Origin of the sequence: Aeromonas rivipollensis, assembly GCF_010974825.1 — a bacterium.
Taxonomy (GTDB): Bacteria; Pseudomonadota; Gammaproteobacteria; order Enterobacterales; family Aeromonadaceae; genus Aeromonas; species Aeromonas rivipollensis.
In genome coordinates this window covers 79,128-96,773 of the sequence record NZ_JAAILA010000031.1, presented here as the reverse complement: position 1 = coordinate 96,773, position 17,646 = coordinate 79,128, and the positions used below count along the sequence as shown (strand labels likewise).

The 17,646-nt window shown below is 62.4% G+C and carries 19 protein-coding genes, 1 tRNA gene and 1 other RNA gene; 11 read left to right on the top strand and 10 right to left on the bottom strand.

All coding sequences use genetic code 11. The features are described from left to right. Positions 1–6 precede the first annotated feature (6 nt). The 5 genes from G4923_RS17675 to G4923_RS17655 form a co-directional block, all read right to left on the bottom strand. Positions 7–561: a VOC family protein gene (locus tag G4923_RS17675; protein ID WP_163137832.1), complete on the bottom strand. Its 555-nt coding sequence runs from the start codon at positions 559–561 to the stop codon at positions 7–9. Next, positions 555–1,319, bottom strand: coding sequence for a hypothetical protein (locus tag G4923_RS17670; protein ID WP_025327195.1), 765 nt, complete (start codon positions 1,317–1,319; stop codon positions 555–557). The genes G4923_RS17675 and G4923_RS17670 overlap by 7 nt, the downstream gene beginning before the upstream one ends. A 159-nt stretch (positions 1,320–1,478) precedes the next feature. Then, the gene (gene nfsA / locus G4923_RS17665; protein WP_163137831.1) at positions 1,479–2,204 is read right to left on the bottom strand and encodes an oxygen-insensitive NADPH nitroreductase; all 726 of its coding nucleotides are present in this window, start codon (positions 2,202–2,204) and stop codon (positions 1,479–1,481) included. Between the two features lie 67 nt (positions 2,205–2,271). Next, positions 2,272–3,834 (bottom strand): AbgT family transporter, encoded by a 1,563-nt coding sequence (locus G4923_RS17660; protein WP_042650274.1) that lies wholly within the window; start codon positions 3,832–3,834, stop codon positions 2,272–2,274. Between the two features lie 153 nt (positions 3,835–3,987). Then, positions 3,988–5,928: a putative bifunctional diguanylate cyclase/phosphodiesterase gene (locus tag G4923_RS17655; RefSeq protein WP_163137908.1), complete on the bottom strand. Its 1,941-nt coding sequence runs from the start codon at positions 5,926–5,928 to the stop codon at positions 3,988–3,990. A 169-nt stretch (positions 5,929–6,097) separates the two neighbouring features. Between G4923_RS17655 and G4923_RS17650 the strand changes: the two genes are divergently transcribed. The 4 genes from G4923_RS17650 (at position 6,098) to G4923_RS17635 (ending at position 9,431) form a co-directional block, all read left to right on the top strand. Next, entirely contained in the window at positions 6,098–6,799 is a 702-nt protein-coding gene (locus tag G4923_RS17650) for a DUF2982 domain-containing protein (protein WP_111913365.1), read from the top strand. 77 nt (positions 6,800–6,876) lie between these two features. Continuing rightward, complete coding sequence (locus G4923_RS17645; RefSeq protein ID WP_106886601.1) at positions 6,877–7,821, top strand: LysR family transcriptional regulator; 945 nt, start codon at positions 6,877–6,879, stop codon at positions 7,819–7,821. A gap of 46 nt (positions 7,822–7,867) precedes the next feature. Then, positions 7,868–8,890, top strand: coding sequence for a response regulator (locus G4923_RS17640; protein WP_163137830.1), 1,023 nt, complete (start codon positions 7,868–7,870; stop codon positions 8,888–8,890). A gap of 109 nt (positions 8,891–8,999) precedes the next feature. Further along, a complete protein-coding gene (locus G4923_RS17635; protein ID WP_042650276.1) occupies positions 9,000–9,431 on the top strand; it encodes a PAS domain-containing protein in 432 nt (143 codons plus the stop codon). Between the two features lie 66 nt (positions 9,432–9,497). Here the strand turns inward: G4923_RS17635 and ltaE are convergent, their stop codons facing one another. The 3 genes from ltaE to G4923_RS17620 form a co-directional block, all read right to left on the bottom strand. Further along, on the bottom strand, positions 9,498–10,514 hold the full coding sequence (gene ltaE, locus G4923_RS17630; protein ID WP_163137829.1) for a low-specificity L-threonine aldolase: 1,017 nt from the start codon (positions 10,512–10,514) through the stop codon (positions 9,498–9,500). A gap of 86 nt (positions 10,515–10,600) precedes the next feature. Continuing rightward, complete coding sequence (locus tag G4923_RS17625) at positions 10,601–11,308, bottom strand: Rossmann-fold NAD(P)-binding domain-containing protein (protein ID WP_163137828.1); 708 nt, start codon at positions 11,306–11,308, stop codon at positions 10,601–10,603. A gap of 74 nt (positions 11,309–11,382) precedes the next feature. After that, positions 11,383–11,790, bottom strand: a complete 408-nt coding sequence (locus G4923_RS17620) for a transcriptional regulator (protein ID WP_025327205.1) — start codon at positions 11,788–11,790, stop codon at positions 11,383–11,385. A gap of 178 nt (positions 11,791–11,968) precedes the next feature. Between G4923_RS17620 and G4923_RS17615 the strand changes: the two genes are divergently transcribed. After that, positions 11,969–12,868, top strand: coding sequence for an aldo/keto reductase (locus tag G4923_RS17615; protein ID WP_163137827.1), 900 nt, complete (start codon positions 11,969–11,971; stop codon positions 12,866–12,868). A 76-nt stretch (positions 12,869–12,944) separates the two neighbouring features. Here the strand turns inward: G4923_RS17615 and G4923_RS17610 are convergent, their stop codons facing one another. Together G4923_RS17610 and G4923_RS17605 are read right to left on the bottom strand one after the other, a co-directional pair. After that, a complete protein-coding gene (locus tag G4923_RS17610) occupies positions 12,945–13,223 on the bottom strand; it encodes an RNA recognition motif domain-containing protein (protein WP_081805676.1) in 279 nt (92 codons plus the stop codon). 211 nt (positions 13,224–13,434) lie between these two features. After that, entirely contained in the window at positions 13,435–13,977 is a 543-nt protein-coding gene (locus G4923_RS17605) for a hypothetical protein (RefSeq protein WP_163137826.1), read from the bottom strand. 163 nt (positions 13,978–14,140) lie between these two features. On the opposite strand from G4923_RS17605, the gene mepA reads away from it, so the two are divergent. From mepA to G4923_RS17575, 6 genes are all read left to right on the top strand, one after another. Further along, the gene (gene mepA, locus G4923_RS17600; RefSeq protein WP_163137825.1) at positions 14,141–14,884 is read left to right on the top strand and encodes a penicillin-insensitive murein endopeptidase; all 744 of its coding nucleotides are present in this window, start codon (positions 14,141–14,143) and stop codon (positions 14,882–14,884) included. 42 nt (positions 14,885–14,926) lie between these two features. After that, positions 14,927–15,532 (top strand): LemA family protein, encoded by a 606-nt coding sequence (locus tag G4923_RS17595; protein WP_205597151.1) that lies wholly within the window; start codon positions 14,927–14,929, stop codon positions 15,530–15,532. Then, the gene (locus G4923_RS17590; RefSeq protein WP_163137823.1) at positions 15,529–16,251 is read left to right on the top strand and encodes a TPM domain-containing protein; all 723 of its coding nucleotides are present in this window, start codon (positions 15,529–15,531) and stop codon (positions 16,249–16,251) included. The genes G4923_RS17595 and G4923_RS17590 overlap by 4 nt, the downstream gene beginning before the upstream one ends. A 20-nt stretch (positions 16,252–16,271) precedes the next feature. Further along, complete coding sequence (locus G4923_RS17585; RefSeq protein WP_163137822.1) at positions 16,272–16,889, top strand: TPM domain-containing protein; 618 nt, start codon at positions 16,272–16,274, stop codon at positions 16,887–16,889. Between the two features lie 177 nt (positions 16,890–17,066). Continuing rightward, positions 17,067–17,154 (top strand) — tRNA-Ser (locus G4923_RS17580). Between the two features lie 53 nt (positions 17,155–17,207). Further along, a non-coding RNA gene (locus tag G4923_RS17575) (RtT sRNA) lies at positions 17,208–17,336 on the top strand. Positions 17,337–17,646: the final 310 nt, after the last annotated feature.

The following is a 17,646-nucleotide window of genomic DNA, read 5'->3' as shown; positions in this document are numbered from 1 at the left end:
CTCAACTCACTGGCCGTCGTAATAATCCGCCGGCACCGGCACCACGGCGCCGGTGTGCAGCTCCTCGTCGATCACCTCGCTCAAAGGGCGCAGATGAAACTTGATTTGCCCCGACGGCAGCATCAGTCCCACATCAGGGTTGCGCCCGTCGTCCATGTTGGCTGTCTTGAACGCAAGCCCGGGATGCGCGGCCACCAGCGCCGGCAGTGAGGGCACCACCAGCTCTATGTGCTCCAGCCCCGCCTGATGGGCGCGGCCTGCCTTGGGGGCGGCCAGCTCGATGCAGGGGACAGTGACCTGCTGCCAGCAGACGGGCTGATGCAGGCGATAGGTGGCGATGGGGCGGCCTCCTATCATTCCCTCCACCAGCAGCACCCCATGGCGCGCCAGCGTCTCTTTCAGGGCCAGGTATTCCGGCAAGCTGGCGGCGCGGTAGCAGAGATGATCCACCACAGGGACGTCGCTCTCCCCCATGAGGGCGTGCATTTCAGTGAGCAGTTGGCAAACGAATGGGGCCATGGGCCCCAGCGTGGTATCCAGTGGATGAGACATGATCACCATTTCTTCTTGGGTTGGAACAGGACATCGAGCTCGTCCGCTTCTTTGTCCTTGATGTTTTGCAGCTCCTTCTCGCTGTGCTGCTGCAGATGCTCTTCCAGCTGGCGCATCCCCTGTCGCATGTCCTCTTCCCGCGCCAGCAGGTAAGGGTCCTTGTCGGAGACATTGGCCAGGGCGCCGAGCCCCTTGGTATAGAGCTGACGGCAGGTGCCGTACTGCCCCTGGATCTGGGCATCCATGGCCCGCTTGATCAGGTTGGCGATGTTGATCTTGAGCTGCATCAGCTCGAGGCGGCGATCTTCCTGGGCAAACCCCTGAGGGTCTATCTTGCCCTTGTTGTGCTCGACCCGCAGCACGGCCCGCATCTTCTTGGCCAGCTGCAGCATCTGGATCGCCTGACGGTCGGACTCCGGGGTCTTGAAGTGCCCCTCGTCCTGACTGCTGTAGTTCTCCTGCACGTTCTTGATCTGGGTCTGGACGTCGATGATGCGCTGCTTGACCTGGGCGTTCGGCATGACCTGCACTATGGCGCGGTAGGCATCCAGGATCCGGTGTTGCAGCAGCAGCACCATGTTCTTGGAGAAGGGCACCAGGTTGACGTTCAGCAGCACCTCCTCCGTCTCGTCCGCCACTGCCTTGTGGCGGGCGATGGCCTGGCGCTTGTCGGCTTCCGCCTTCTGTTTGTATTGCTGCACCACGTTATAGGCGATGACCAGAAACAGGAGTGCGCCAATCGACAGCAATATCAAGGTTAAAATCATAGGGTATTCACACTCCTGTCCCAATCCAATTGCGTGATCCTACAACAGCTTACCCGCATAGGGTAGCGCCCAGATCGCACCTTGCCTCACAACAACGCAAGGGAGCCGCGGCGATGGCGATGCCAGGGGCCTCATGCTCCATATCGCCCGCCGCCCCCATTACTTGAGGCAAAACCCCTTCGACTGGAGGAAGCCCAGCATGAAGGGACGCGCCTCCTTGCCAAGGATGGCCTTGATCTGTCCGCTCCAGGTCTGCACCTTGTTGTTGCTGCTGCGGGCCAGGTAGTAGTCGTGGATTTGGCTGTCGTATTGCGCCAGCAGAGCGCGATCGAGCGTCTCTGGATAGCGGTTCTCGTGCACCACCAGGGCGCGGGGCAGCCGCGGCTTCTGCTCCGGCTGCTGGGCGGGATGACCCAGGCAGAGGCCGAACAGCGGTATCACCTGATGGGGCAGTCCCAGCAGCTCGCTCACCGCCGCCGGGTTGTTGCGAATGCCGCCGATGTAGACGCCGCCAAGGCCCAGGGACTGGGCCGCCAGCAGGGCATTCTGGGCCATCAGGGCGCCGTCGATGGCGCCGATCATGAGCTGCTCCACGAAGCCGGTCTGGGCGTCCGGCACTATCTGGCTGTGGCGTTGATAGTCGGCGCAAAACAGCAGGAACTCCGCCGCCTCGGCCACGTAGGCCTGGTGTCCGGCCAGCTCGGCCAGGGTGGCGCGCAGCCCCCTGTCGGTCACCCGGATGAGGCTGTTGGCCTGGAGGAAGCTGGAGCTGGAGGCGCTCTGGGCGGCGCTCAGTATCTGATCGAGTTGCGAGGCGCTGATGGGCTCAGGGGTGAACTGACGAATGGAGCGATGGGAAAGGATGAGATCGATGGTCGGGTTCATGGTGCCTCCAAAATGAAGGTCACACTGTACCCAAAAAAAGCGAGGGGCCCAAGGCCCCTCGTCACCCTCAGGGGGCAGGATACACATAAGGAGCCTGCAGCCCGAGCGGGAAGCCCAGCGCCCAGTAGAGCAGCAGGAAGCATGTCCAGCTCACCAGGAAGGCCAGGGAATAGGGCAGCATCATGGAGACCAGGGTGCCGATGCCGGTGCTCTTCACATACTGCTGGCAATAGACCACCACCAGGGGGAAGAAGACCATCAGCGGGGTGATGATGTTGGAGGCGGAATCCCCTACCCGATAGGCGGCCTGGGTCAGCTCGGGGGAGATCCCCACCGCCATCAGCATGGGCACCAGGATGGGGCTGATGAGCGCCCACTTGGCCGAGGCCGAGCCCACCACCAGGTTGACGCTGGCGGTGAGCAGAATCATGCCGACGATGGTCACCTCCCCCGGCAGCGCCAGGGCGTGGAGCACCTCGGCGCCGGAGAGGGCCAGCAGGGTTCCCAGGTTGGAGTCACCGAACGCCTTGATGAAGAGGGCGCAGAAGAAGGCCATCACCATGTAGGAGCCCATCTTGTTCATGGTGGCGGACATGGCATCGATCACATCCTTGCCGCTCTTGAAGCTCCCCGCCACGAAACCGTAGACGATGCCGGGCAGGATGAAGAGCAGGAAGATGAGGGGCACTATGGACTTCATCACGGGTGCCGCGAAGGTGGTGAGCGATCCATCCGGTGCCCGCATCGGCGAGTCGTCCGGGGACAGGGCCAGCCCCAGCAGCACCACGGCCGCCAGCATGGCAAACCCGGCCCAGTTGAAGGCCCGGCTCTCCTGCGCGCTGTAGCGCCCCATCTCGTCGGCACTCTCCAGATCCTCGTTGAGGGGCACCTGCTTGAGGCGCGGCTCCACTATCTTCTCGGTGACAAACCAGCCCACACAGATGATCAGCAGGGAGGAGGCGCCGGTGAAGATGATGTTGCACAGGGTGTTGACCATGTAGTCGGGGTCGAGCAACTGGGCCGCCGACTGGGTGAACCCCTGCAGCAGCGCATCCCCGCCGGAGGGCAGGAAGTTGGCGGCGAAGCCGCCGGAGACCCCGGCAAAGGCCGCAGCTATGCCCGCCAGCGGATGACGGCCCGCCGCATGGAAGATGATGCCGCCAATGGGGATCACCAGCACATAGCCCGCATCTGCCGCCGTATGGCTGACGATGGCCACCAGGATCAGCATGGGGGTCAGGAAGCGCGCCGGTGTGACCTTGAGCAGCTTCTTCAGGCCGGTGTTGATGAAGCCAGACTGCTCGGCCACCCCGACCCCCAGCATGGCCACCAGCACTATGCCGAGCGGTGCAAAGCCGGTGAAGGTGGTGACCATGCTGGCGAGAAACTCGGCCAGCCCTGCCCCGGTCAACAGGTTGTTGACCACCACGGCCTCACCGGTGCGGGGATTGACCAGATCGAAGGAGAACTGGGAGCCTATCCAGGAGCCGACCCAGACGATCAGCAAGGCATAGAGGAACAACATGGCGGGATCCGGCAGCTTGTTGCCCGCCTTCTCGACCCCGTTCAGGAAGCGGTTCAACCAGCCATTGGGACTGGCCGGACGCTCGTTCACTGCGGCTTGACTCATTATGGTGATACTCCATTACCAAGGAATGAGCGCGCATACTAGCGATAACGTCTAATGAATCCCATGATATGAGACAAAAATTCGATTAATTATGTTTAATTTGGCATGTCGCGCTCCTGAAATGGGACATGCCGCACAGTGTCAGCGGTGGTATCAGGTGCTGATCAGCGGATAGTGACCAAGCTTGCAGCGGATCCCGAAGCCTGCCGCCGCCACCTCCTCCGGGGTCATGGGGGTGCTGAACAGGAACCCCTGGAAGACATGACAGCCCTGGGCCCGCAGGGCCGCCAGCTCGTGCTCGTCCTCCACCCCTTCCGCCAGGATCCCGAGCCCCAGGCTGGTGGCCATGGCCACGGTGGCTCGGATCACCGGCAGGTTCAGCCCCACCACGAAGGAGCGATCCAGCTTGATGGTGTCGATGGGCAGACGGTTGAGGTAGGCCAGGGAGGAGTAGCCGGTGCCGAAGTCGTCGATGGCGATCTTGATCCCCTGCTCGCTCAGGGCGTCGAGGATCTCGATGCAACCCTTCATGTCCAGCATCAGCACGGTTTCGGACAGCTCCAGCGTCAGCAGGCCCGCCTCGACCTCGGACTCCCTGAGCTGCTGCGCCACCTGCCCCGGCAGGGAGGCGGAGAGCTGGAAGCCGGAGAGGTTGACCGACACCGGCACCCGCACCTGCCATTGGCGCTGCCACTCCCCCATCTGGGCCAAGGCGGTGGCGAGCACCCAGCTCCCTATTTCACGGATCAGCCCCATCTCTTCGGCAAGCGGAATGAACTCCGCCGGCGAGACGTGCCCGAGCACGGGGTTGTACCAGCGCAACAGTGCCTCCAGGCCGATGAGCTTCCCCTGGGCCACGTCCACCTGGGGTTGATAGCGCAGGCTCAGCTCCCCCCGGCCGACGGCCTTGGCCAGAAACTGCTTCAGGGTCAGCTTGCGGTGCAGGCTCTGCTGCATGCTGGGGGTGAAGCGCTGCCAACGCAGGCGCCCCATCTGCTTGGCCTGGTACATGGCCATGTCGGCACGGGTGATGAGGTTGTCCCCGTCGTCCGCGTCGTCCGGATAGATGGCGATGCCGATGCTGCCGCCTATGGTGACCTCAGGCACCCCGCTCAGCTGCAGCGGTTTGCTCATCTGGGAGAGCATGAGATCAGCCACCTCCTGCGCTCGCTCGCTGGCCTGACTGAGAGGCACCAGGGCGGTGAACTCGTCCCCGCCGAGGCGCGCCAGCTCCACGTCCCGCGGGCAGATCTGCTTGAGCCGCCCGGCCACCCGCTCCAGCAGGCGATCCCCCGCCTTGTGGCCATAGTTGTCATTGACCAGCTTGAAGTTGTCCAAGTCCATGAACACCAGGGCAAAGCGCCCCCCCAGGCCGCAATAGGCCTCGAGGGACTTCATCAGGCCGTAGCGATTGAGCAGGCCGGTGAGGGAGTCGTGCCAGGCCAGGTGACGGTGTTCGAGCTCCTCGAGCTTGCGATCCGTGATGTCCCGCATGGTCAGCAAGATCCGCGCACCCTGCTGGATGTGGCGGAACTGATACTGGAACCAGCGCATCCCCTTCTGGGTCCGGCACTCCCCCTCGGCCACCACCTCCCCCACCCGGGAGAGCCGGGTGTAGAAGGCCTCGTCGTCACCGGAGAAGACCTGGGCCAGCCGGGTGATGCCGGTGCCAAAACACATGTCGAAGTGGTGGTTGCCGCTCTCGAGGGCCCCCTCGTTGTCGAACAGGCAGGCCAGGGTATCGCCAGTGGCGAGGGAGGACTCCTGATAGAGGGTGTCGGCATCGATGACCGCCTCCGTCATCATCATCTGGCGCCCGGCGAGCTGGATGCCGGAGAGGCGCAGATAGACCTGCTTCTTGACCCCCTTGGGGGAGAGGGTCCACCACTCGTTGTAACTGCGATCCTGTTGAAAATCACCGAGATAACGCTGCAACAGCAGATCGATGGCGGCGGCCATGTCGGCCGAGAAGTCGCGGGATTGCAGCTCGGCCAGGGAGCTCGCCTCCCACAACCCCAGGGCGGAGCCATTGGCCCAGTAAATGTGGTGACGCTGGATGTCATAGACCCAGATGGGCGTATGGAGCACGTCCATCGCGGTAAGCAGGCGTTCGTCTAGCGTATTCATGTTACGTGATGATTCATGCTGAAAGCTCATGGCAGAACCAGCCTGGACCCGTCTTTGGCAAACGCGTCCGTGCTGGTACAAAATCCGTTCCGACCCATAATCTGGAAACAGGCAGGTGAAAAAGGGCCGAAATCATATGAAAACGCTACATGTGATCCCCATGGTCAGAAGAAATGGGCTCACACTGGTATTGTTGGGCATGGTCATAACCATTGCTATGATTTTTATACTTTTTTTCTTTCCTGAACAACTACTAATGCCGGTCATCTTCCTCCTGCTGACTGGTCTGATGACAATTCTTGTCGGGGCGCTGAAACTGGCTGAGCCTCATTTTAGTCTCTCCCTGTGTCAGGATTGTCTGCAATATCACCATAAGTACGGTGGCTGGATCCTGAAATGGAGAAATATTCAGCGAATTGATCAACCACGTATCCATTTAGGGTGGGATCTGGTGCCCCTGCCCTACATAGGTTTGAAGATTAAGGATTACGACGATTTTTTGACGCTGATCACACCCAGGCTGGCCGTTCGCCTGCTGACCGAGCAGCGCGCCGTGCTGTTGCAGGCCATCAGCAGCGAGCGCCCCGACTGCCTCACCGGAGGCTGCGGCAGCGGGCTGCTGGGCGAGGGGCTGCTGGAGGAGAGCCGCTTTCGCTCCCCCTCAGGCCAGCAATACGATGGGGTGATCGCCATGCTGGGCAACCGCATGGCCAGACTGCGGGATCTGCTGGGTTATGATCTGCTGGTGCCGGACAACAGCCTGGACCGGCCCCCCGCCGACTTCGTCCATTTGCTCAATCAGTACCAGCGCGAGTCGAATCTAATCCAGATCAATTAAACGCCGGATTGCGCTTGCCAAGCCTGGCGACTCTTCATAAGGTCACGGGCTTGTTACAAACACCCCCTAAGCCGCTTATGAAGTACATCGAAGAGTTCTATCTGTTCGTCAAGGTGGTGCAAGAGGGCGGTTTCTCCCACGCCGCCGCCGCGCTGGGCATGCCGACCGGCACCATCAGTCGACGCATTTCACAACTGGAAGAACAGCTCGGGTGCGCCTTGCTGCACAGATCCACCCGCAAGCTGCGCCTCACCGACGAGGGGCTGCGCTATTACGAGCGCCTGTGCACGCCGCTGGCCGAAATCGAACAGGCGACCGGCGAGATCCAGGGCCAGGAGAGGGACATCAGCGGCCTCATCCGCCTCGCCGCGCCCATCGCCCTCTCCAATACCATACTGGTCGACATGCTGGCTGACTTCGGTCTGCGCTATCCCGGGGTGCAGTTCGACATCAGCCAGACCAACGATCACGCCCCTCTCTGTGATCAGGACAGGGATCTGGTGTTTTTCAACGGCGAGCTCTCCCAGACCCTGCCCAATGCCCTCTGCCTCGGTCACATCGAGTACGGCCTGTTTGCCTCCCCTCTCTATCTGGAGAAGATGGGCATCCCCTCCCACCCGGCGCAGCTGGAAGAGCACGATCTCATCTACTGCTGGCCCCACCAGCACTGGCAGCTGAGCGGGCGGGACCAGCAGACGGTGCAGGTCAAGCGGACACCACGCCTGAACGTCAACCAGACTCAGGCCGCCGTGCGGGCGGCCCGGCGCCACCTTGGCATCGTCAATGCCCCCCTGCATTATGTGCACCCCTTCCTGCAAGACGAGCAGCTGGTCGCCGTGCTGCCGGACTGGCAGTCGGGCAAGCGCCCCTTCTACATGCTCCATTGCCAGCCCCAGTTCACCCCGTTGCGTGTTAAGATGTTTGCCGATTTCGTCGAGAAATACTCCGCACGCTATCGCCATCATCAGCGGGACGATCAATTTTTGCCGGCCATGCCGCTGCCCGTTGCATCTGACGGTTGATCGCCCACACTTAGCGCAATCCTCGTTGCACAGGTCGGCTAACACTATGAATGTATTGATATGTGATGACTCGGGGTTCGCTCGCAAGCAGTTGATGCGCGCCCTGCCTGCCGGCTGGAATGTCACCCTGCATCAGGCCGCTGACGGCCTGGAAGGGGTTGAGCAGATCCTGATGGGCCACGGCGACCTGATCTTTCTCGATCTGACCATGCCGGAGATGGACGGCTATGGCGTGCTGGAGACCCTCAAGCGCGAGGGGCTGCGCAGCAAGGTGATTGTGGTCTCCGGTGACATCCAGCCGGAAGCCCACGCCCGCGTCATGGCCCTCGGGGCCCTCGATTTCATCAAGAAACCGGCCTCACCGGAGAGCCTGCTAGCCCTGCTCAGCCGCCACGGCTTGTGGCAAGCGGCTCCCCACCCGGCCGCCGCACCCGCCCTTGCCGTCGCCGGTCACGCCCCCCTCGAGAGCACCATCCAGTTCACCCCAGAGCTGCGGGATGTTTATCAGGAGCTCGCCAACGTCGCCATGGGCCAGGGGGCCGATCTGCTGGCTCGCCTGCTGGATGCCTTCGTGCTGCTGCCCATCCCCAACGTCAACGTGCTGGAGGTCTCCGAGCTGCACATGGCCCTCTCGGCCGCCGCCGAGTCGGATACCCTCTCCGCCGTCTGCCAGGGCTTCATCGGGGCCGGCATAGCCGGCGAGGCACTCCTGCTGTTTCACGATGCCAGCTTCCAGGATCTGGCACGCCTGATGAACCATCAGGGGGTGCTGGATCACAACGCCGAGCTGGAACTGCTGATGGATACCGCCAACGTCTTGATCGGGGCCTTCCTGCGCGGCTACGCCAACCAGCTCGACACCCCCTTCAGCCAGGGCCATCCCGTGGTGCTCGGTCAGCACAGGCCCATTAGGGATCTCATTCGCACCAACCAGAGTCGCTGGCGCCGCACCCTGGCCATCGAGATCAACTACCGGGTACAGGGTTATGCGGTGCAGTGCGACCTGCTGCTGCTGTTCACCGAAGACTCCATCGCCACCATGAACAACAAGATCATGCATATGCTCTAGCGGTGTTATCCCATCGTCAGCATCAATAACAAGTTCATGCATATGCTCTAACGGTTGCCAATCAGCACCTTCAGCATCAACAACACAGACTCAGGCACCAGGAGTGACCATGGAAATCCGGGAATTTCATTGGCTGATGAACATAGTCCAGAACCTGGACGTGGGGCTGGTCGTGCTCGACAAGGGCTACCGGGTTCAGGTATGGAACGGCTTCATGGAGAGCCACAGCGGCCGACTGGCCGGCGAGGTGCGGGATCAGGTGCTGTTCGACCTCTTCCCCGACGTGGACCGCGCCTGGCTGGAGCGCAAGGCGAACATGGTGTTCAAGCTCAACAACCGCGCCTTCAGCACCTGGGAGCAACGCCCCTACCTGCTGCGCTTCTCCAACTACCGCCCCATCACGGGCTCGGCACCCCACATGTACCAGAACCTGACCCTGGTGCCCCTGGCCGATTTTGGCGGCGAGGTCACCCATCTGGCCATCATGATCTACGACGCCACCGACGAGGCCATGCTGATCACGGGCCAGCGCCAGGGGTGATTCTTCGGCACAGAGACACAAGAAGGGCGCCATCAGGCGCCCTTCTTCGCTTCATGCCGATCAGGCTCAGCCGTTCAGGAACTCGGTGAAGGCATCTATCACCTCGTCGATGTCGTCATCGGTGATCTGCAGATGGGTCACCAGCCTCAGCTCCCCATAGCCGGAGAAGAGGATGCCACGCTCCTTCATGAAGCCGAGCAAGGTGGCGGGATCCCCCCGGGTCAAGCGCAGGAACACCATGTTGGTCTGCACCTCTTCCATATTGAGCGCTATGCCGGGCAAGGGGGCCAACCCCTCAGCCAGGCGTCTGGCGCGGCGATGATCGTCCGCCAGCCGGGTGACGTGCTGATCCAGGGCAAACAGGGCGGCCTGGGCCAGGATCCCCCCCTGACGCATGCCGCCCCCCAGCATCTTGCGCAGCCGTCTGGCCCGCGCGATGAAGCCATGGGAGCCCACCAGCAGGGAACCGACCGGCGCCCCCAGCCCCTTGGAGAGGCAGACGGAGATGCTGTCGAAGGGGGCTGCTATCGCCGCGACCGGCTCGCCGCTCGCCACCACCGCATTGAAGAGACGGGCCCCGTCCAGGTGCAGCAGCAAGCCGTGCTCATCCACAAAGTCGCGCATCTCGCGCAGGTAATGCAGCGGCAGCACCTTGCCATTGTGGGTATTTTCAAGGCACACCAGCCGGGTCTGGACGAAGTGGGCGTCATCGGGGGCAATGGCGGCCCGCACGTCGCTCAGGGCCAGGGTACCGTCGGCCTGCATGGAGACAGACTGCAGGGCCACCGAGCCCAGCACGGCAGAGCCCTGCGCCTCGTAGCGATAGATGTGGGAGGCAGAACCCAGCACGGCCCCTTCCCCGCGCTGGCAGTGGCTCATCATCGCCAGCAGGTTGGACATGGTGCCGGATGGCACGAACAGGGCCGCCTCTTTGCCCAGCAGTTCGGCACCTTTGTGCTCGAGCGCATTGATGCTGGGATCTTCCCCGTAGACATCATCTCCCACCTCGGCGTGCAGCATGCTCTGGCGCATGGCTTCCGTGGGTTGGGTCACGGTATCACTTCGTAAATCGATATAGCGCATGTCATCCTCCTGATGCAGGAGCATGACATTAACCAGCCGGCATCATGCTGGCAAGGGATGGGGGGCGGGAATGTGAACCCGGCGGCTCACCAGGGCAGCGGCTGGCCGTACAAGTCCACGAAGCGGCCGGAGTGCGCCAGGGTCAATGAGGCCAGGAGATCCAGCAACTGCGGCGCCACCAGGGCGGGATCCTGCAACAGGGCCGGGTCAAGCCCCTGCCGGAAGGGTTGCTGCATGGGGGTATCCATGAGCCCGGGGTGAACCGTGATGACGCCGGCGCCGGGGAAGCGTTCGGCCCACTCGGCGGCCAGGATCCTGGCCCCCATGTTGAGGGCCGCCTTGCTCATCCGGTAGCTGTAGCGCCCGACGGCCTCCAGGTTGCCCGTCCCCAGGCTGCCCGCCAGATCCGAGAGAGAGCAGAGCCACAACCGGCTCTCGGGGGTCATGAGCCGGCTCAGGCTGGCACCCAGGGCCAGGTGGGGCCAGGCATTGGCCTGCAGGCTCTCCCCAAGCCACTGGGGGCTCACCTCCTCCACCCGCCGCTCCGGCATGTGATTGAGATCGTGCAGCAGACCTATGGTGTTGATCACCACCCTCGGCAGTGTGGTGGCGTCATAGAGGGTGAACAGGGCCTCGAAGGAGAGCGGGTCCACTTCCTGCAACGGGAAATAGCAGGCGGGATCCAGCCCTTTTGGCAACTGCCTGCCCGCCAGCAACCACTCTTCGCCACGGCTGGCGAGTTCGTGGGCCAGAGCCCCCCCCAATCCGCCACTGCCCAGGATCAGATAACTCATCTGTGCGTCCTTGGATTTGTCCATTGCTTAGAGGGTATCAGAAGAATGGCGGCCTGCCGGGGACCCCGGCGGCCTCAGGCCTCTGCCAGATGACGGCCGAACTCCCGCGCCCGCGCCAGATCCAGAAAACCGTCCGCCTGCTTGTGGCTGCGCAGGAACTGGTAATAGGCGAGCAGGGTCACCAGATGCTGCTCGTCCGGCAGCGGCTGGCCGGGGAGCTTCTCCTGCACCAGCGCCCCCGCCGCCGCCAACGCGTCCCTGTCCACCACCTCGGCCTGGCGATAGAGGTAACCGCAGCCGGTGGCGAGCCACTCCAGGGAGCAGTTGGCCCCCATGGCGATCTGGTTCGCCTTGCCAAGACCGGGCTCGGCCCCTTTCAGATACTTGCGGATCAGGGCCTCACTCAGCCCCACCTTGCGGGCGAAGGCGCTGACGCTGCCCTCCCCGATCAGGCTCTGCAGCCTGGCGGCAAATCCTTCCATCACAACCCCTCCATCGTCTTTTTGGCCCGTCTCTGCGCCCGGGCCCCTGTGTCGGTCAGAACCATAGTTCGAATTCGCGAGGGGGGCATTATTGCCTTGTCCGCCAGAAGAGACCAAGATGCTGGCAGCATTGATTCTGCCTTTATTTGTCTGTCTCTTTATCCGTAGAGGAGTCACCATGTCCGTATCCCGTCTTGCCCTGCACCATCAAGGCCCCACCTTCTCCCGCCTCATCATGGGCTACTGGCGCCTGATGGAGTGGCAACTCTCCCCGGCCGCCCTGCTGGATCTGATGAAATACCACCTGGATCTCGGGGTCACCACCATAGATCACGCCGACATCTACGGCGGTTACCAGTGCGAGGAGGCCTTCGGCCAGGCCCTGCGTCTGGAGCCCTCCCTGCGCAGCCGGATGGAGATTGTCAGCAAGTGCGGCATCGCCCTCACCGCCAAGCCGGAACACGCCCTCAATCACTACAACACCAGCAAGGACCACATCGTCGCCAGCGCCGAGGCCTCCTTGCAAAAGCTCGGCACCGATCACCTGGATCTGCTGCTGATCCACCGCCCTGACCCTCTGATGAATGCCGACGAGGTGGCCGAGGCCTTCATCAGTCTCAAGCAGGCGGGCAAGATCAAGCACGCCGGTGTCTCCAACTTCACTCCCCACCAGTTCTCGCTGCTGCAATCCCGCCTGCCCTTCCCCCTAGTCACCAACCAGCTGGAGATCTCGCCGCTGCACCAGGAAGGGACGCTGGATGGCGCCCTGGATCAGTGCCAGCAACTGGGCATCAAGCCCATGGCCTGGTCCTGCCTCGGTGGCGGACGGCTGTTCAACGATCCCGCCTATGCCCCGCTGCGGGCCGAGCTCGAGCAGATCCGCCATGAAGTGGGCGCTCAGCACATAGAGCAGGTGGTCTACGCCTGGGTGATGATGCTGCCGAGCCAGCCGCTGCCGCTCATCGGCTCGGGCAAGCGGGAGCGGATCGCCGCCGCCGCGGCGGCCGAGTCCATCCAGCTCAACCGCCAGCAGTGGTTCCGCATCCGCAAGGCCGCCCTGGGTTACGATGTGCCCTGATCCCGCCGGCCACTGAGCGCGAGGCAAACAAAAACGGCATGGATTGCTCCATGCCGTTTTTCGTTATCGAGACGATTCAACGATGGCGCTGGGGGCGACCACGAGGTGCATCTGTCTTCGGTTTGGCCTGGTTGACTGTGATGGTCCGGCCACCTATTTCGGTGCCGTGCAACTCGGCGATGGCCTTCTCGGCATCCCCGTTGACAGGCATTTCAATGAAGCCAAACCCCTTGGACTGACCGGTATCGCGATCGATGATGATATCGACCTTGTCTACCTGCCCAAATTGGCTGAACACATTTGTCAGTTCGTCGGCCGTCATCCGGTACGACAGATTACCTACGTAAATCTTCATGCCATCCACTCTCGATTCAAGGTGCCTTCTCTATGCATCCACCGACCTGGAGTAAGGGCACAACCCCCCTGCCGGACCAGCCATGGCATCATACCGTGGCACTCCCTGCCTCGAGGCCCAAGTTGTTGATCTCTTGGACTATCGGAGCAGGAAAGATCAATTCGAATCAGAGGGAGTATCTGAGCTTTGCGATAAATTGTCGAGAAAATAGTCAGACTGGTTGCAGCGCGGCCAACAAGCTGCTCAGGGCGCGGCGGCTGTGCCAGGCCCGTTTAAAACCAAAGCGATAGACACCGGGGGCCACCTCATGGGTGCCTTCCCGGGTCAGCCCCAGCAAGGCGGTGGCGTCGGCCAGGGCCTCCCCATCCAGCCCCAGATCCAGGCTGAAGTCGAGCCACTGACCGTCGTGCCCCACCTTGCGATCCCGCTCTATGCCCACCAATGCCGCCCTCGGCAGGGCCAGGGCCCTGTCTTCGCCACCATTGAGCAGATAGAGGTGATGGTCGTCCCAGGCGAGCTCCGCCAACCGCCAGCGCTGCCAGTTGCGCGGCAACACCATCATCACCAGCACTATGCCGCCAAACACCAGACCGACCCAGGGCAGCAGCCCCATCTCGGGATACCCCAGCAAGAGCGCGGCCACCACAGTGCCCAGGCTCGCCAGCAACAGGCAGATCATGACCCCGTAGAAGCGCCGCGCCGGGGGCATCAGCCAGTTCACGCCCCCCCGCGATGCCAGTTCACTGACTCTCATTTCATCCTCCTCACATGATGGAAACGGCCCTGCCGCCCCGTGTTGGCCCGCATTGTGCGCGAGCCCGCCCATGGGTTGCAACCGGCGCGGCGGCGCGGATGACGACTGGCCGCCACTCTTGGTATGCTTGGGGCTGTCTGAGCCCGCCATCTTCAGGAGTCCCATGTTCGCCACTGCCCTGCTGTTCACCACCAGCGCCCTCTATGCAGAAGCCATCGGCGGCTACGCGGCCGGTTGTCTGAAAAACGGCGTATCCCTGCCGCTGACGGGACCCGGCTATCAGGTGATCCGCACCAAGCGGCTGCGCTATTACGGTCACCCCGATCTCATTCATTACCTGCAGGGCCTGGCCAACCAGACCAGGCTGGCCGGCATGCCGGATCTCTATATCGCCGATCTCGCCATGGCCCGTGGCGGCCCCTTCACCTCCGGCCATCGCAGCCACCAGACCGGCCTCGACGCCGACATCTGGTTCCGGATGGCAAACCACCCCATCAGCAAATGGGAGCAGGACGCCCCCAAGGAGTGGGCGCTGATCGATGAGCCCAGCTACAAAATGCTGCCGGGGCGCTTTGGCCCCCAGCAGCTCAATCTGCTGCGCCTCGCGGCCAGCAAGCCCGAGGTGGCGCGCATCTTCGTCAACCCCGTCATCAAGGCCGAGGTGTGCAAACGGGCGGTCGATGAACCCTGGGTCGCCAAGCTGCGCCCCTGGGTCGGCCACTTCAGCCACTTCCACGTCAGGTTGCGCTGCCCGGCGAATAGCCCGGATTGCCAGCCCCAGGCCCCCATCCCACCCGGCAATGGTTGCGATGCCGAGCTGGCCTCCTGGCTCAAGGACAAGCCCCAGTTGCCCAAGGTCTCCATGAGCTACCGTGCCCCCGTCTTACCGAAGCGTTGTGAGGGCTGACCACAAGCTGCTATGGTGAGCCGATATCCGTCAGAAATTTCAATGGAGAACAACAAGATGGCCACTTCACTCCGGCACAGGGCCACCCAGTGCCTGCTGACTTTCACCCTGCTGCTGGGATTGACCGGGTGCGGCATGAACAACATCCCCACCCTGGATGAGCAGGTCAAGGCAAGCTGGGGCCAGGTCGAGAACCAGTATCAGCGCCGCGCCGATCTCATTCCCAACCTGGTGGCCACCGTCAAGGGGTACGCCAGCCATGAGCAGGATACCCTGAAAGCGGTCACCGATGCCCGCGCCCGGGTCGGCAGCGTGCAGGTGAGCGACCCCTCCCAGCTCAAGACCTTTGAAGCGGCCCAGGATCAGCTCTCCAGCGCCCTCTCCCGCCTGATGGTGGTGGTCGAGCGCTACCCGGATCTGAAAGCGGATCAGCAGTTCCTGACCCTGCAGGCCCAGCTGGAAGGCACCGAGAATCGCATCGCGGTGGCCAGGCGCGACTACATAGAGGCGGTACGCCAGTTCAATACCGAGATCCGCACCTTCCCGGGGGTCATCTGGTCCAAGCTGCTCTATTCGGATCTCGAGGCCAAACCCAGTTTCAGCGCCAAGCCCGGTGCCGATGAGGCGCCCAAGGTCAGCTTCCAATGACCATGATGTTGCGCGCGCTGCTCCCCTTGCTGCTGCTCTGGACGGCAGCGCTGCAAGCCGCGCCGAACTTTCCGGCCCTGAGCGGACGTGTGGTGGATGAGGCGGCGCTGATGTCCCGCAAACAGGCCCACCAGCTGACCCAGCAACTGGCTGCCTTTGAAAAGCGCAGCGGTATCCAGCTGGTGGTGGTCTCCGTCGACAGCCTCGATGGGGAGACCATAGAGGAGTACGGCTACCAGCTCGGTCGCCACTGGGGCATAGGCCAGAAGGGCAAGAACAACGGCGTGCTGCTGCTGATCGCCCAGGATGAGCGCAAGGTGCGCATCGAGGTGGGCTATGGCCTGGAGGGCGCCCTGCCCGATGCCATCGCCGCCAACATCATCCAGACCCGGATCCTGCCCGCCTTCAAGCGCGGCGACATGGTGGCCGGCGTGGTGGCCGGCAGCCAGAGCATCATGAAGGCACTCGCCGGAGAGTATCAGCCGGTCGAGCAGCCGAAGAGTGACAGCGGTGGCGGCCCCTGGCTGTTTATTCTGGTGGTGATTGCGATGATAGTGCTGCACAACCTGCGTGGTGGCGGCGGTGGGCCGGGGGGACGACGTCGGGCGGCCTACATGGCCGGTGGATTTGGTGCCGGCTCCTTTGGTGGTCGCTCTGGCGGCGGATTCAGCGGTGGCGGCGGCAGTTTTGGCGGTGGCGGAGCCTCCGGTGGCTGGTAACAGGAGTAAAGAGACAAATCATGATTTCTAAACAGTTCTTCCACACGCTTCAAGCCAAGGTGCGCGAAGCGGAGCTAGAGACTGATGCTGAACTGGTCACAGTGCTGGCTCCGGCCAGCGATGGGTATCGCTACATTCCCACTCTCTGGGCGGCGCTGCTGGCCATGCTCACCCCCTTGCTGGTGTTCCAGCTCGGTTTCTGGCTCGGCTGGTACGAGATCCTGCTGGTGCAGTGGTCGGTCTGGTTGCTGCTGAGCCTGCTGTTCCACTGGACCCCCATCAAGATGCGGCTGATCCCGAAAAAGGTGCGTCAGCACAGGGCTGCACTGATGGCCCGCCTGCAATTTGTCGAGCAGGGGCTGCACCGCACCCGCGACCGGCTCGGGGTGCTGATCTTCGTCTCGGTGGCGGAGCACTATGTGGAGATCCTGGTGGATGACGGCATAGCCCAGCACATAGACAACGCGCAGTGGCAGCTGATCATCGACGACTTCGTGGTGCGTGTGCGCAACAAGGAGGTGGAGCAGGGCTTCCTCGAGTGCGTGGAGCGCACCAGCGCCATACTGACCGATGCATTTCCGGCGACCCGGGATCAAAACGAGTTGCCCGACAGCCTGATCATTTTGGACAAACCCTGAGCCGGTTTAAAAAACCGGCATTCTGTGCAAGGGATAGGCATTCGATAAAGATTCTGAAAAATAAGGGGAAAAGTGTTTGACCCCGAGTCAGCTTTCCCCTAAATTACGCCCCGTTCCAGCGCAGCAGCGCAACGAACCACGTGGCGATTGAACACGTTAAACAGCAGTCAAAAATTTGGTGAGGTGTCCGAGTGGCTGAAGGAGCACGCCTGGAAAGTGTGTATACGGCAACGTATCGAGGGTTCGAATCCCTCCCTCACCGCCAAATTGAAAGACCGACCTCAGGGTCGGTTTTTTGCATCTGGGGGCACCGCAAACCTGATGCCCATGGAGGGAGGGGGAGAACCCTCGCCGGGTTCGAGCAGAGCAGCTTGCTGCGATGAACGGCCAACGGCCGCCCCTAAGGGGTGAGCCACGCAGTGGCGAATCATCCCTCCCTCACCGCCAAATAAAGTAAAAGGGCCTGTCGCAAGACAGGCCCTTTTACTTTATCCGGTGAGGGGCGGCTCGGTTCTAACCCTGGTTCGACAAGGGGGCAGGACAGCCCCCTTGGACAGCCGCAGGGCGAGCGCCAGGGATGGCGCGAGTCAATCCCGACCCACCGCCAAATTATAAAAAACCGACCTCAGGGTCGGTTTTTTGCGTTTGAACTCCTGCGCCCCCAGAACCGAGGGGAGAAGACCGCTCTCCACCACTCCTCGCCCATCACTCTCTTTTTATCACCGACCTGTCCGCACAATCCCTTTCCACTTCACCA

Coding starts and splice junctions, on each gene's coding strand:
- G4923_RS17585 (WP_163137822.1), top strand. CDS start 16,272: ATGATTTCTAAACAGTTCTTCCACACGCTTCAAGCCAAGGTGCGCGAA.
- ltaE (WP_163137829.1), bottom strand. CDS start 10,514: ATGCGCTATATCGATTTACGAAGTGATACCGTGACCCAACCCACGGAA.
- G4923_RS17625 (WP_163137828.1), bottom strand. CDS start 11,308: ATGAGTTATCTGATCCTGGGCAGTGGCGGATTGGGGGGGGCTCTGGCC.
- G4923_RS17610 (WP_081805676.1), bottom strand. CDS start 13,223: ATGAAGATTTACGTAGGTAATCTGTCGTACCGGATGACGGCCGACGAA.
- G4923_RS17605 (WP_163137826.1), bottom strand. CDS start 13,977: ATGAGAGTCAGTGAACTGGCATCGCGGGGGGGCGTGAACTGGCTGATG.
- G4923_RS17650 (WP_111913365.1), top strand. CDS start 6,098: ATGAAAACGCTACATGTGATCCCCATGGTCAGAAGAAATGGGCTCACA.
- G4923_RS17620 (WP_025327205.1), bottom strand. CDS start 11,790: ATGGAAGGATTTGCCGCCAGGCTGCAGAGCCTGATCGGGGAGGGCAGC.
- G4923_RS17655 (WP_163137908.1), bottom strand. CDS start 5,928: ATGGACGTGCTCCATACGCCCATCTGGGTCTATGACATCCAGCGTCAC.
- G4923_RS17590 (WP_163137823.1), top strand. CDS start 15,529: ATGACCATGATGTTGCGCGCGCTGCTCCCCTTGCTGCTGCTCTGGACG.
- G4923_RS17660 (WP_042650274.1), bottom strand. CDS start 3,834: ATGAGTCAAGCCGCAGTGAACGAGCGTCCGGCCAGTCCCAATGGCTGG.
- G4923_RS17615 (WP_163137827.1), top strand. CDS start 11,969: ATGTCCGTATCCCGTCTTGCCCTGCACCATCAAGGCCCCACCTTCTCC.
- mepA (WP_163137825.1), top strand. CDS start 14,141: ATGTTCGCCACTGCCCTGCTGTTCACCACCAGCGCCCTCTATGCAGAA.
- G4923_RS17635 (WP_042650276.1), top strand. CDS start 9,000: ATGGAAATCCGGGAATTTCATTGGCTGATGAACATAGTCCAGAACCTG.
- G4923_RS17675 (WP_163137832.1), bottom strand. CDS start 561: ATGGTGATCATGTCTCATCCACTGGATACCACGCTGGGGCCCATGGCC.
- G4923_RS17670 (WP_025327195.1), bottom strand. CDS start 1,319: ATGATTTTAACCTTGATATTGCTGTCGATTGGCGCACTCCTGTTTCTG.
- nfsA (WP_163137831.1), bottom strand. CDS start 2,204: ATGAACCCGACCATCGATCTCATCCTTTCCCATCGCTCCATTCGTCAG.
- G4923_RS17640 (WP_163137830.1), top strand. CDS start 7,868: ATGAATGTATTGATATGTGATGACTCGGGGTTCGCTCGCAAGCAGTTG.
- G4923_RS17595 (WP_205597151.1), top strand. CDS start 14,927: ATGGAGAACAACAAGATGGCCACTTCACTCCGGCACAGGGCCACCCAG.
- G4923_RS17645 (WP_106886601.1), top strand. CDS start 6,877: ATGAAGTACATCGAAGAGTTCTATCTGTTCGTCAAGGTGGTGCAAGAG.